Origin of the sequence: Streptomyces sp. NPDC001502 (assembly GCF_042894785.1) — a bacterium.
GTDB lineage: Bacteria > Actinomycetota > Actinomycetes > Streptomycetales > Streptomycetaceae > Streptomyces > Streptomyces kutzneri.
Window position 1 is genome coordinate 20345 of sequence record NZ_JBIAVW010000009.1, and the last position, 13157, is coordinate 33501.

A 13157-nucleotide genomic window follows, 5' to 3' on the forward strand; every position below is an offset into this window, starting at 1 on the left:
GCTCCGAGAGGAGCGGCGGGGGGCTTCTTCGTTGCCCGTGGGGGCCGCGGGGACACCCGGGCCGCCCCCGGGTGGGGGCGGTCAGCGGCGCCGGCGGCGCAGGGTGGTGACCTGGACTGCCGTGAGGGCCAGCAGGGCCAGGGCGGCGCCTGCGAGGCCCGGGGCGAGGCCCTTCGGGGTGAAGGTGCAGGAGACCTCGGTCGTGCCGGGCGGGAGGTCCACGGCCAGCAGGCCGTGGAAGGGCTTCAGGGGGGCCGAGCACTGCCAGCCCGGGACGGCCGTCGTGGCGATGACGGCCGTGCCGCCGGCGGCGGTGGGGAGGGTGGCCCCGATGGTGTGGCCGCCCGGGCGGACCGTGGTGGCGCCGGTGGCGGTGAGGTGGCGGACGGCCGCGTCGAGCGCCGCGCGGTCCAGGCAGCCGAGCGGGTACGCGCCCGCGTCCGCGTCCTTCGTACGGGTCTGCAGGGTGACGTCGACCAGGCCCGAGGCGGGGACGGTGCCCAGCGGGGTCACGCCGGTCATCCGGTCCTCCAGGAGCCGCAGGGGGCCGCCGCCGGCGCGGACCGTGCCGTAGGGGGCGGGGGAGTGCCAGTAGGCCTCGGAGCCGGGGGTGCACCGGGCGGTGTACGTCTGCTCGGTGGCGCTCCCGCCGCGGGTGACCGGCGGGACCTGGTAGACGGTGGCGCCCAGGACGTTCTCCTGGCGGGCGTAGACGCTGTCCGCCGGGTTGGGGGAGGCGTACGGCGCGGTGCGGACGGTGACCAGTGGGGGCGCGGGGAACTTCGAGGCCGTCCAGCTGTCGGGGGCGGTCCCCGGGCGGACCCGCGCGCCGACCGAGAAGATCGCGTCGAGGACCGGGTTGTCGGCGCCGAAGAAGGTCCGGCCGTCGTTCTTGAAGCCGTATCCCAGGGGCTCCAGGGCCTTGTAGGTGGCCTCGGGGAGGTAGCTGCTGTAGTACTGCGGACCCTCCGCCCGCAGCGCCAGGGCGTCGTTGTACGCGCTCTGGGGCGCGCCCGAGTCGGTCCGGTAGGCGGGCCAGCCCGCCACACCGCGGACGGCTTCGAAGTGGTTGCCGATCGACCGGTTCGAAGTGACGACCGGCTTGGCCCAGCGTTCGCGGGCCCGGCGGGCGTCCGCGTTGGCGGCGGCCACCGTGGACTCGGCGAACACGACGCCGATCATCAGGGCGGCGGCCACCGGGATCAGGAACCGGCGCTTCTCGCCGAGCCGCAGCAGGACCAGGGCCAGCAGGGAGACCGCACCGCCGCCGAGGACGGCCGGCCAGGTCCAGCCGCCGAAGTCGTCGGTGCGCCGCAGTACGCAGGTGGCCGCCACCAGGAGGGCAGCCACCAGGGCCAGGTGCAGCGGGCGCGGCCGGTTGGCCAGCGCCAGCCAGGCCACGACCACGACCATCCCGCTGAAGACGAAGGCCTCGCGGTACGGGTTGCCGTTCGGCACCGCCAGCCCGTGCCACAGGTACTGCGTGGGCGGGAACTGGAAGGAGGCGACCACCAGCAGGGTCGCCGCCGCCCACACCAGGCGGGTCCGCCGGGCGACGGCGCTGTTGAGGACGAAGGCGCCGGCCAGGATCAGTCCGAGCGAGGCGACGTAGAGGCGCGGGCGGCCGCCCCACAGGTGCGTGGCCGGGAGCATGCCCGAGAGGAAGAGCTCGATCCGTACGGGGGTGAAGGCGGCCGCCCCGGTGGGCTGCGCGGCCCCGCTGGACAGGAAGGACGGCAGGAGCAGCGGCAGGGTCAGCAGGATGCCGGTACCGGTGGCCGTCGCGGCCCGCCACAGCGCGCGCAGCCGCTGCCGGCCCGTCATGTCGCGGGTGGCCATGCGGATGGCGAGCAGGACGCAGGCGGCCATCGTGGCCATCATCGCGGTGTAGAAGTTCCCGAACCAGGCGAGCGCGACCAGCAGGGCCACGCCCGGCCAGCGGCGCTCCTCCAGGCACCACTCGACGGCGATGCCGAGCATCGGGAGCGCGACCAGGCCCCAGAGCCACATGGGGATGTACGAGGCGTCGCTCAGCGCCCAGCCGCACAGTCCGTACGTGGCTCCGAGCACGCCCCGCTGCCACCACGGGCCGGGGTGCAGCTTGCCGAGGTACACCGTCATCACGGCGGCGGCGGTGCCCATCGTGATCGGGGTGATCGCGAAGACGGCGAGGTCGACGTGGGCGCGGGGGACGAGGACGGCCAGCCAGGAGAACGGGTTGCCGAGATAGGTGTGGAAGTCGGCGAGGAACTGCTGTCCGAAGCCGCCGCGCCAGGTGAAGAGGACGTCGCCGGCGGCCTGCCCGTGGACCAGGTCCCACAGCGCCCGGTGGAAGGGCACGTACTGGTTGGCCTGGTCGTTCAGGGCCCGGCCGGTGTTCCCGAAGGGGTAGGTGCCGCGCGCCACCCAGGCGGCGCAGAAGGCGCCGGAGGTGATCAGGAAGGCCAGCAGGGGGCCGCGGAAACGGGTGATCCGGCGGATGGCCGGTCTGCGCGGGGCGGGTCTGCGGGGGGTCGTGGGACGGGCGTCGACTGTGGTCGGCTCGGGTGCCACGGTCCCCAATGTCCTGCTCCCTGCTGATCGACTCGCTGGCGTTCCGCGCCCGGTCAAGCTGTCAGTTTAGGGCGCCGGGGCGGGCACAGGGCCGATCGGGCCGCTCCCCGCTTGCGCGCGGCGGGTTTTCGTGCTGGGCATTTGTTTTGACCTACCTCTGTGAGGTAGGTACGCTCTGACCTTGTGCCTGGGGTGTGCCCTGGCCCCCGCGTGTGCGTAAGACCCCGCGGAGAGCCGAGAAGAACACACCGCAATCTGCGCCCGACTCACTTCGGTGAAAGCGTGCAGTGTTCGACACACCCGACCGCGTGGGTCGGGGAGGTTCCAGGTTAGTTTCACTACACGGCACACAGAAACCGGAGAAGTAGTGCCTACGATCCAGCAGCTGGTCCGTAAGGGCCGGCAGGACAAGGTCGAGAAGACAAAGACCCCCGCGCTTGAGGCTTCGCCCCAGCGTCGCGGCGTCTGCACGCGTGTGTTCACGACCACCCCGAAGAAGCCGAACTCGGCGCTCCGTAAGGTCGCGCGTGTGCGTCTGACCTCCGGCATCGAGGTCACCGCTTACATTCCGGGTGAGGGACACAACCTGCAGGAGCACTCGATCGTGCTCGTGCGTGGTGGCCGTGTGAAGGACCTGCCGGGTGTTCGTTACAAGATCATCCGCGGTGCGCTTGACACCCAGGCTGTCAAGAACCGCAAGCAGGCCCGCAGCCGCTACGGCGCCAAGAAGGAGAAGTAAGAATGCCTCGTAAGGGCCCCGCCCCGAAGCGCCCGGTCATCATCGACCCGGTCTACGCATCTCCTCTGGTGACGTCGCTCATCAACAAGATCCTCCTGAACGGCAAGCGCTCCACCGCCGAGCGCATCGTTTACGGCGCCATGGAAGGCCTCCGCGAGAAGACCGGCAACGACCCGGTCATCACGCTGAAGCGCGCGCTGGAGAACGTCAAGCCGTCCCTTGAGGTCAAGTCCCGCCGTGTCGGTGGCGCGACCTACCAGGTCCCCGTCGAGGTCAAGCCGGGTCGCCAGTCGACCCTGGCCCTCCGCTGGCTCGTGGGTTACTCCCGCGCCCGTCGTGAGAAGACCATGACCGAGCGCCTCATGAACGAGCTGCTCGACGCCTCCAACGGTCTTGGCGCTGCCGTCAAGAAGCGCGAGGACACGCACAAGATGGCCGAGTCCAACAAGGCCTTCGCGCACTACCGCTGGTAGTCCCACCCCACATCGAGACCGAGAGAAGACCGAAGCCTTATGGCTACCACTTCGCTTGACCTGGCCAAGGTCCGCAACATCGGGATCATGGCCCACATCGACGCGGGCAAGACGACCACCACCGAGCGCATCCTGTTCTACACCGGTGTGTCGTACAAGATCGGTGAGGTCCACGACGGCGCCGCCACGATGGACTGGATGGAGCAGGAGCAGGAGCGTGGTATCACCATCACGTCTGCCGCGACGACCTGCCACTGGCCCCTCGAAGACGTTGACCACACGATCAACATCATCGACACCCCGGGTCACGTCGACTTCACGGTCGAGGTGGAGCGTTCGCTCCGCGTCCTCGACGGCGCCGTCACCGTCTTCGACGGTGTGGCCGGCGTCGAGCCGCAGTCCGAGACCGTTTGGCGTCAGGCGGACCGCTACGGCGTGCCGCGTATCTGCTTCGTCAACAAGCTCGACCGCACCGGCGCCGAGTTCCACCGCTGTGTCGACATGATCAAGGACCGCCTCGGTGCGGTTCCGATCGTCATGCAGCTCCCCATCGGTGCCGAGATGGACTTCCAGGGCGTTGTCGACCTGGTCACCATGAAGGCGTTCGTCTGGTCCGCCGAGGCGACCAAGGGCGAGATGTACGACATCGTCGACATCCCGGCCACGCACACCGAGGCTGCTGAAGAGTGGCGCGGCAAGCTGGTCGAGACCGTCGCCGAGAACGACGACGAGATCATGGAGCTGTTCCTGGAGGGCAACGAGCCCTCCGTCGAGCAGCTGCACGCCGCCGTCCGCCGGATCATCCTGAACTCCGGCAAGGGCAAGGGCGAGCCCACGATCACCGCGGTGTTCTGTGGCACGGCGTTCAAGAACAAGGGCGTTCAGCCCCTGCTCGACGCCGTCGTCCGCTACCTGCCGTCGCCGCTGGACATCGAGGCCATCGAGGGCCACGACGTCCGCGACGCCGAGGTCGTCGTGAAGCGCAAGCCGTCCGACGAGGAGCCCCTCGCCGCGCTCGCGTTCAAGATCATGAGCGACCCGCACCTCGGCAAGCTCACCTTCGTCCGGGTTTACTCGGGCCGCCTGGAGGCCGGCACTGCGGTGCTGAACTCCGTCAAGGGCAAGAAGGAGCGCATCGGCAAGATCTACCGCATGCACGCCAACAAGCGTGAAGAGATCGCCGCGGTGGGCGCCGGTGACATCGTCGCCGTCATGGGCCTGAAGCAGACCACCACCGGTGAGACGCTGTGTGACGACAAGGCACCCGTGATCCTGGAGTCCATGGACTTCCCGGCTCCGGTCATCCAGGTCGCCATCGAGCCCAAGTCCAAGGGTGACCAGGAGAAGCTGGGTGTCGCCATCCAGCGTCTCGCGGAGGAGGACCCCTCCTTCCACGTTCACTCGGACGAGGAGACGGGCCAGACCATCCTCGGCGGTATGGGCGAGCTGCACCTTGAGGTGCTGGTCGACCGTATGAAGCGCGAGTTCAAGGTCGAGGCCAACGTCGGCAAGCCGCAGGTCGCGTACCGCGAGACGATCCGCAAGGCCGTCGAGCGTCACGACTACACGCACAAGAAGCAGACCGGTGGTACCGGTCAGTTCGCCAAGGTGCAGATCGCGATCGAGCCCATCACCGAGACCGACGGTCCGGCGTACGAGTTCGTGAACAAGGTCACCGGCGGACGCGTCCCGAAGGAGTACATCCCTTCGGTCGACGCCGGTGCGCAGGAGGCCATGCAGTTCGGCATCCTGGCCGGCTACGAGATGACTGGCGTTCGCGTCACGCTTCTCGACGGTGGCTACCACGAGGTCGACTCCTCGGAGCTCGCCTTCAAGATCGCCGGTTCGCAGGCCTTCAAGGAGGCCGCGCGCAAGGCTTCTCCCGTGCTCCTTGAGCCGATGATGGCCGTAGAGGTCACCACGCCCGAGGACTACATGGGTGACGTCATCGGTGACATCAACTCCCGCCGTGGCCAGATCCAGGCCATGGAGGAGCGTCACGGTGCTCGCGTCGTGAAGGGCCTCGTGCCCCTTTCGGAGATGTTCGGCTACGTCGGAGACCTCCGCAGCAAGACCTCGGGTCGCGCCAGCTACTCGATGCAGTTCGACTCCTACGCCGAGGTTCCCCGGAACGTCGCTGAGGAGATCATCGCGAAGGCCAAGGGCGAGTAACTCTTCCGAGTACACGCTTTAGGCTTGTCACCGGAGCCTCTGGGGCAACAGGAGTAACCCTCCGTTGCCCCGAGGTACCGGCTTTCCAGCAAAGATCACCTGGCGCCGATGAGTAAGGCGTACAGAACCACTCTCCAGGAGGACCCCGTGGCGAAGGCGAAGTTCGAGCGGACTAAGCCGCACGTCAACATCGGCACCATCGGTCACATTGACCACGGTAAGACGACCCTCACGGCCGCCATTACCAAGGTGCTGCACGACGCGTACCCGGACCTGAACGAGGCCTCGGCCTTCGACCAGATCGACAAGGCTCCTGAGGAGCGCCAGCGCGGTATCACCATCTCGATCGCGCACGTCGAGTACCAGACCGAGGCGCGTCACTACGCCCACGTCGACTGCCCGGGTCACGCCGACTACATCAAGAACATGATCACCGGTGCCGCGCAGATGGACGGCGCGATCCTCGTGGTCGCCGCCACCGACGGCCCGATGCCGCAGACCAAGGAGCACGTGCTCCTGGCCCGCCAGGTCGGCGTCCCCTACATCGTCGTCGCCCTGAACAAGGCCGACATGGTGGACGACGAGGAGATCCTGGAGCTCGTCGAGCTCGAGGTCCGTGAGCTCCTCTCCGAGTACGAGTTCCCGGGCGACGACCTGCCGGTCGTCCGCGTCTCCGCGCTGAAGGCGCTTGAGGGCGACAAGGAGTGGGGCGAGAAGCTCCTCGGCCTCATGTCCGCCGTCGACGAGGCCATCCCGACCCCGCCGCGTGACACCGAGAAGCCGTTCCTCATGCCCGTCGAGGACGTCTTCACGATCACCGGTCGCGGTACCGTCGTCACCGGCCGTATCGAGCGTGGTGTCCTGAAGGTCAACGAGACCGTCGACATCATCGGTATCAAGGAGACCAAGACCACCACCACGGTCACCGGTATCGAGATGTTCCGCAAGCTCCTCGACGAGGGCCAGGCCGGTGAGAACGTCGGTCTGCTCCTCCGTGGCATCAAGCGCGAGGACGTCGAGCGCGGCCAGGTCATCATCAAGCCCGGTTCGGTCACCCCGCACACCGAGTTCGAGGCCCAGGCCTACATCCTGTCGAAGGACGAGGGTGGCCGTCACACCCCGTTCTTCAACAACTACCGTCCGCAGTTCTACTTCCGTACCACGGACGTCACGGGTGTCGTCACCCTGCCGGCCGGCACGGAGATGGTCATGCCGGGCGACAACACCGAAATGACGGTCTCGCTGATTCAGCCGGTCGCCATGGAGGAGGGCCTGAAGTTCGCCATCCGTGAGGGTGGTCGTACCGTGGGCGCCGGCCAGGTCATCAAGATCACGAAGTAATTTCGTGCTCTGACCTGGTAGCCCGCTCGTCGGGCACCAAGTTGCACTGAAGGGCCCCGGCCCATCGCCTCGGCGGTGGGACGGGGCCCTTCGGCATGTCCGGTCCTGCCCGCGTGGGCAGGGCGGCGGGTACGGACGAGGGCCGCACCCCGGACGGGGTACGGCCCTCGACTGCGTACGGCGGCGGGTCAGTTCACGCGCAGGGACTCGGTGAACTCGACGCAGGCGGCGTGGTCGGGCAGCAGACCGGTCGCGAGGGCGTCGGCCAGCGAGGGGGCGGCCTCGTCGCGGGCGGACAGCAGCGGGACGTCGGCCGGCCACTCGATGCCCAGGTCGGGGTCGAGCGGGTGCACCGAGTGCTCGCCGGTCGGGTTGTACGTCTCCGAGCAGAGGTACGACAGCGTCGCGTCGTCGCTCAGCGCGCAGAAGCCGTGGCCGAGGCCCTCGGGGATGTAGACCGCGCGGCGGTCCACGTCGTCGAGGCGGACACCTTCCCACTGGCCGAAGGTGGGGGAGCCGACCCGCAGGTCGACGATGACGTCGAGCACGGCGCCGCGTACGCAGGTCACGTACTTGGCCTGGCCGCGCGGTACGTCGGCGAAGTGGATGCCGCGGACCACGCCCGCGGAGGAGACCGAGAGATTCGCCTGCGCCAGGTTCAGCGGGTGCCCGACGACCTCGGCCAGCCGGTCGAAGCGGTACCACTCGGTGAACAGGCCGCGCGGGTCGCCGTGCAGCTGCGGGGTGACCTCGAAGGCGCCGGATATGGAGAGTTCGCGGAACTTCATCGGGCGTCCTCCTCGGCGAGCAGCATCAGCAGGTAGTCGCCGTAGCCGCTCTTGGTCAGCGGCTCGGCGAGCGCGCGCAGCTGCGCGGAGTCGATCAGGCCGGCCCGCCAGGCCGCCTCCTCGATGCATCCGATCTTGAAGCCCTGGCGCTCCTCTATCACGCGGACGAACTCGGAGGCCTGCACCATCGAGACGAAGGTGCCGGTGTCCAGCCACGCCGTACCGCGGTCGAGGATGGTGACATTGAGCTCGCCGGCCTGGAGGTACGCGTCGTTGACGGCGGTGATCTCCAGCTCGCCGCGGGCGCTGGGCTTCAGGCCGCGGGCTATCTCGACGACCTGGTTGTCGTAGAAGTACAGACCCGGCACCGCGTAGCGGGACTTCGGCTTCTCCGGCTTCTCCTCGATGGAGATGGCCTGGCCGTTCTCGTCGAACTCGACCACGCCGTAGGCGGTGGGGTCGGCGACCGGGTACGCGAACACGCGGCCGCCCTTGGCGTCCGTGTGCTGGGCGAGGCGGGTGCCGAGGCCACTGCCGTGGAAGATGTTGTCGCCGAGGATCAGGGCGACGGACTCGTCACCGATGAAGTCGGCGCCGAGGACGAACGCCTGGGCGATGCCCTCCGGGCGCTCCTGGACGGCGTACTCCAGCCGCAGGCCGAACTGCGAGCCGTCGCCGAGCAGCCGCTCGAACTGCTCGCGGTCGTCCGGGGTGGTGATGATCAGGATCTCGCTGATACCCGCCATCACGAGGGTGGAGAGGGGGTAGTAGATCATCGGCTTGTCGAAGACGGGCAGCAGCTGCTTCGAGACTGCCCGGGTCAGCGGCCAGAGTCGAGATCCGGTGCCACCGGCCAAGAGGATTCCACGCATGGGGAGAACCCTATGCGAGAGGGCGTGGGGGAGCAGAGTTCCGCACATGTGACGTTGGGCGGACCGCTAGACTCTTCGTATTATGCGCATCCTCGTGACCGGCGGCGCCGGCTTCATCGGTTCAGAATTCGTCCGCCAGCAGCTCGCTGCAGATGCCACGGCGCAGATCACTGTCTTCGACAAGCTGACGTACTCGGGCGTCGAGGCCAACCTTGCCCCGGTCGCCGACCACCCCGGATACACCTTCGTCAAGGGCGACATCTGCGACGCGGACGCCGTCGACCGGGTCATGCCCGGCCACGATGTCGTCGTGCACTTCGCGGCCGAGTCCCACGTGGACCGCTCGATCGCCGGCGCGGGCCCGTTCGTGATGACCAACGTCGTCGGCACCCAGGTGCTGCTCGACTCCGCGCGCAAGCACGGCGTCGGCCGCTTCGTCCACATCTCCACCGACGAGGTCTACGGCTCGATCACCGAGGGCTCCTGGACGGAGGAGTGGCCGCTGGTGCCCAACTCCCCGTACTCCGCCTCGAAGGCCTCCTCCGACCTGCTCGCGCTGGCCTACGCCCGCACGCACGGCATGGACGTCGTGGTCACGCGCTGCTCCAACAACTACGGGCACTACCAGTTCCCGGAGAAGGTCATCCCGCTGTTCGTCTCGAACCTGATGGACGGCAAGAAGGTCCCGCTGTACGGCAACGGCGGCAACGTCCGCGACTGGCTGCACGTCTCCGACCACTGCCGCGGCATCGACCTGGCCATGCGCAAGGGCCGGGCCGGCGAGGTCTACAACATCGGCGGCGGCACCGAGCTCACCAACAAGGAGCTCACCGGTGTCCTGCTGGAGGCCGCCGGCCTCGGCTGGGACATGGTCGAGCACGTCGAGGACCGCAAGGGCCACGATCTGCGCTACTCCATCGACATCAGCAAGATCGGCGCCGAGCTGGGCTACGCCCCGCAGGTCACCTTCGAGGACGGCATCAAGGCCACCATCGAGTGGTACCGCGAGAACCGTGCCTGGTGGGAGCCGCTGAAGGCGAAGGCGGCGCTGCAGAAGTGACCGCGACCCCGGGAGCCGGCCGCTGGCTCGTCACCGGCGCCGCCGGAATGCTCGGCCAGGACGTCCTGGCCGTCCTGAAGGACGCCGGCATCGAAGCCACGGGCGCGGGCCGCGCCGACCTCGACATCACCGACCCGGCAGCCGTCCGGGCCGCCGTCGAGGGTGCCGCGGTCGTCGTGAACTGCGCGGCCTGGACCGATGTGGACGGCGCCGAGACCGCCGAGGAAGCCGCCACCGCCGTCAACGGCACCGGCGTACGCGTCCTCGCGGCGGCGTGCGCCGACGCCGGTGCGCGCCTGCTGCACGTCTCCACCGACTACGTACTGCCCGGCAATGCCGCGCAGCCGTACCGCGAGGACGCCGAGACCGGTCCGGTCAACGCCTACGGGCGCTCCAAGCTGGTCGGGGAACAGGCCGTCGCCGAGCTGCTTCCGCAGGACGGCTACATCGTGCGGACCGCGTGGCTGTACGGCGAGCACGGGGCGAACTTCGTCGCCACCATGCTGAAGCTGGCCGCCCAGCGGGACACCCTCGACGTGGTCGACGACCAGCACGGCCAGCCCACTTGGTCCTACGCGCTGGCCCGTCGCCTGGTCGACCTCGGCCTTGCCGCGCTGGCGGGCAAGGCCCCGGGCGGGGTCTACCACGGCACCGCGAGCGGCCGTACGACCTGGATGGGGCTGGCGCGCGAGGCGTACCGGCTGAGCGGGCTCGACCCCGAGCGGATCCGGCCGACGACCTCCGAGGCGTTTGTACGCCCCGCCGTGCGACCGGCCTTCAGTGTCCTTGCTCACGACGGCTGGTCGGCCGCCGGGCTGGAACCGCTGCCCGACTGGCGGGCGCAGCTCGCCGAGGCGATCACCCGCCCGGCCTTCGCTGATCTGCTGAGACTGCCCTCCACGAAGTGAGCCGGAGGGGCTGATCGCCTCCACACGCGCGTCGTCGACGGGGCCCGGGATGCAACCTCTCGGGCCCCGTTTGCGTCATGTGCCGTGCCATATGCTTCTCCTATAAAGATGTTGGCCCCTTCGCGCGAAAGGCGCCGTCCGCTGTGCGACTCTCCGTTCTGACCTCCATCACCGGTCTTCTGGTGCTGGGGTACATCCTCGAGCTGCTGCGCCGCCAGCAACTGCGGGAGAAGTACGCGGCGATATGGCTCGCCATCGGATTGCTGGCCGCCCCGCTCGGGTTCGTCCCCGACCTGCTGGACCCGGTGGCCAGGAGCCTCGGCGTGGCATCCGGCGTCAGCCTGGTGTTCTTCATCGGGTTCGTCCTGGTCCTGCTGGTGAGTCTGCACCTCAGCTGGGAGACCAGCCGGCTGGAGGCGGAGACCCGCACCCTGGCGGAGGACGTCGCGCTGATCCGCGCGCACCTCGTCCAGCAGGGCGGTTACCCCAGTACGTCGCCGCGCGCGGAGGATTCCGGCGCCATCGAGGCACAGGTGAACTCGTGAACGACGGTCGTCGCGTTCTGATCATTCTTCCCGCCTGGAACGAGGAGGACGGTCTGCCCTCCGTCCTGCGCGAGATCCAGCAGCAACTGCCGTACGTGGACACCCTCGTGGTCGACGACGGTTCGGCGGACAACACCGCCGAGGTGGCCCGGGCGGCCGGCTCGGCCGTCGCCCAGCTGCCCTTCAACCTCGGTGTCGGCGGCGCGATGCGGCTCGGCTACCGCTACGCGCAGCAGCACGGCTACGACGTGGCGATCCAGGTGGACGCCGACGGCCAGCACGACCCGGCGTACGTGCCGGCGCTGCTGGAGCGCCTCGCCGTCGGCGACGCCGACCTGGTCATAGGCGCCCGGTTCGCCGGCGACGGCGACTACACGGTGCGCGGCCCGCGCAAGTGGGCGATGTCGCTGCTGTCCGTGGTGCTGTCGCGGATCACCCGGACCAAGCTCACCGACACCACCTCGGGCTTCCGTGCCTGCAACCGGCCGCTCATAGAGTTCTTCGCCCGCTGGTACCCCGTGGAGTACCTCGGGGACACCATCGAGTCCATGGTGGGCGCGGCCCGCTCCGGCTTCACGGTGCGCCAGATCCCCGTGGCGATGCGCGAACGGACCACCGGCCGGCCGAGCGCCTCGCCGTTCAGGGCGATGGTCTACCTCACCCGGGCCGGCCTCGTGCTGCTGCTCGCGATGATCCGCCGGATGCCCGGCGAGCTCAGGACGTTCACGCCCGGCACCCCCGCGTACACCGCTTTCCAGCAGCGCACCGCCGAGCTGGTGGCCCGCGAGCTGACCAAGGCCTAGGCGGAGAACATGTCGCGTTTCGAGATCCTCCTGCCGTACTACGGCGACGTCGTGCTGATGCAGGACGCCGTCCGCAGCGTCCTGGCCCAGGACGGCGACGACTGGCGCCTCACCGTCGTCGACGACGGTTGCGAGCCGGGCGTCCCCGAGTGGTTCGAGCAGCTCGCGGACCCCCGGGTCCGCTACCTGCGCAACGAGCGCAACCTCGGTGTGACCGGCAACTTCAACCGCTGCGTCGAGCTCGCCGAGTACGAGTACCTGGTGCTCATGGGCTGCGACGACCTCATGCAGCCGAACTACCTCCAGGTCGTGCGGGCGGCTGCCGACCGTGAGCCGACCGCGGCGATGATCCAGCCGGGCGTCCAGGTGATCGGCACCGACGGCCTGCCCTACGACACCCTGGGCGACCGGACCAAGCGCAAGCTGTACGCCCCCAAGGGCCCGGGCCGGGCCCTGCTCGGCGGCGAGGAGCTGGCCACCAGCCTGCTGCGCGGGAACTGGCTGTACTTCCCGTCGATCTGCTGGCGCACCGAGGCGATCAAGCGCTTCGGGTTCCGGGCCGACCTCGGAGTGATCCAGGACCTCGCGCTGGTCGTGGACCTGCTGGTGGCGGGGGAGAGCCTGGCCACCACGCCGGAGGTCTGCTTCAGCTACCGCCGGCACGCCGAGAGCGAGTCCTCGGCCAAGGCCTACACCGGACACCGCTTCGAGGAGGCCAAGCGCTTCTTCGTGGAGACCGCCGACCGCCTCGACCGGCACGGCTGGCCGCGCGCCGCCAAGACGTCCCGGCTGCACCTCTCCTCCCGGCTGCACGCACTCACTCTGCTGCCCGGCGCCGCCAAGAAGGCCGGCAGGCCCGGTGTCAGCGCCATGCTCCGCCACGCCACGCGCTGAGCGTGCGGC

12 protein-coding genes are annotated in these 13157 nt (G+C 69.1%); 9 read left to right on the top strand and 3 right to left on the bottom strand.

The features are described from left to right. Nucleotides 1-81: 81 nt before the first annotated feature. On the bottom strand, nucleotides 82-2553 hold the full coding sequence (locus ACFY0D_RS17240; protein ID WP_390799107.1) for a YfhO family protein: 2472 nt from the start codon (nucleotides 2551-2553) through the stop codon (nucleotides 82-84). Nucleotides 2554-2920: 367 nt separating this feature from the next. Here ACFY0D_RS17240 and rpsL point away from each other — a divergent pair, with 367 nt between their 5' ends. The 4 genes from rpsL (at nucleotide 2921) to tuf (ending at nucleotide 7278) form a co-directional block, all read left to right on the top strand. Next, nucleotides 2921-3292 carry a 30S ribosomal protein S12 gene (gene rpsL, locus ACFY0D_RS17245; RefSeq protein ID WP_007265893.1) on the top strand — a complete coding sequence of 124 codons (372 nt, stop codon included), beginning with the start codon at nucleotides 2921-2923 and terminating at the stop codon, nucleotides 3290-3292. A gap of 2 nt (nucleotides 3293-3294) precedes the next feature. Beyond that, complete coding sequence (gene rpsG / locus ACFY0D_RS17250; RefSeq protein ID WP_007265894.1) at nucleotides 3295-3765, top strand: 30S ribosomal protein S7; 471 nt, start codon at nucleotides 3295-3297, stop codon at nucleotides 3763-3765. A gap of 39 nt (nucleotides 3766-3804) precedes the next feature. Next, nucleotides 3805-5937, top strand: a complete 2133-nt coding sequence (gene fusA / locus ACFY0D_RS17255; protein ID WP_390799108.1) for an elongation factor G — start codon at nucleotides 3805-3807, stop codon at nucleotides 5935-5937. A 147-nt stretch (nucleotides 5938-6084) separates the two neighbouring features. After that, complete coding sequence (tuf, locus tag ACFY0D_RS17260; RefSeq protein WP_327383762.1) at nucleotides 6085-7278, top strand: elongation factor Tu; 1194 nt, start codon at nucleotides 6085-6087, stop codon at nucleotides 7276-7278. A 188-nt stretch (nucleotides 7279-7466) separates the two neighbouring features. Here tuf and rfbC read toward each other — a convergent pair whose 3' ends face one another. Together rfbC and rfbA are read right to left on the bottom strand one after the other, a co-directional pair. Then, nucleotides 7467-8066, bottom strand: coding sequence for a dTDP-4-dehydrorhamnose 3,5-epimerase (rfbC, locus tag ACFY0D_RS17265; protein WP_390799109.1), 600 nt, complete (start codon nucleotides 8064-8066; stop codon nucleotides 7467-7469). Beyond that, a complete protein-coding gene (gene rfbA / locus ACFY0D_RS17270) occupies nucleotides 8063-8938 on the bottom strand; it encodes a glucose-1-phosphate thymidylyltransferase RfbA (protein WP_052876416.1) in 876 nt (291 codons plus the stop codon). The genes rfbC and rfbA overlap by 4 nt, the downstream gene beginning before the upstream one ends. Before the next feature lie 82 nt (nucleotides 8939-9020). Here rfbA and rfbB point away from each other — a divergent pair, with 82 nt between their 5' ends. The 5 genes from rfbB (at nucleotide 9021) to ACFY0D_RS17295 (ending at nucleotide 13148) form a co-directional block, all read left to right on the top strand. Further along, a complete protein-coding gene (gene rfbB / locus ACFY0D_RS17275) occupies nucleotides 9021-9998 on the top strand; it encodes a dTDP-glucose 4,6-dehydratase (RefSeq protein WP_390799110.1) in 978 nt (325 codons plus the stop codon). Beyond that, nucleotides 9995-10906: a dTDP-4-dehydrorhamnose reductase gene (gene rfbD, locus ACFY0D_RS17280; protein ID WP_390799111.1), complete on the top strand. Its 912-nt coding sequence runs from the start codon at nucleotides 9995-9997 to the stop codon at nucleotides 10904-10906. Before rfbB ends, rfbD begins: the two co-directional genes overlap by 4 nt. Nucleotides 10907-11049: 143 nt before the next feature. Then, entirely contained in the window at nucleotides 11050-11451 is a 402-nt protein-coding gene (locus ACFY0D_RS17285; protein WP_301367897.1) for a DUF2304 domain-containing protein, read from the top strand. Continuing rightward, a complete protein-coding gene (locus ACFY0D_RS17290) occupies nucleotides 11448-12254 on the top strand; it encodes a glycosyltransferase family 2 protein (protein WP_390799112.1) in 807 nt (268 codons plus the stop codon). The genes ACFY0D_RS17285 and ACFY0D_RS17290 overlap by 4 nt, the downstream gene beginning before the upstream one ends. A 9-nt stretch (nucleotides 12255-12263) precedes the next feature. Then, complete coding sequence (locus ACFY0D_RS17295) at nucleotides 12264-13148, top strand: glycosyltransferase family 2 protein (protein WP_390799113.1); 885 nt, start codon at nucleotides 12264-12266, stop codon at nucleotides 13146-13148. The last annotated feature ends 9 nt before the right edge of the window (nucleotides 13149-13157 follow it).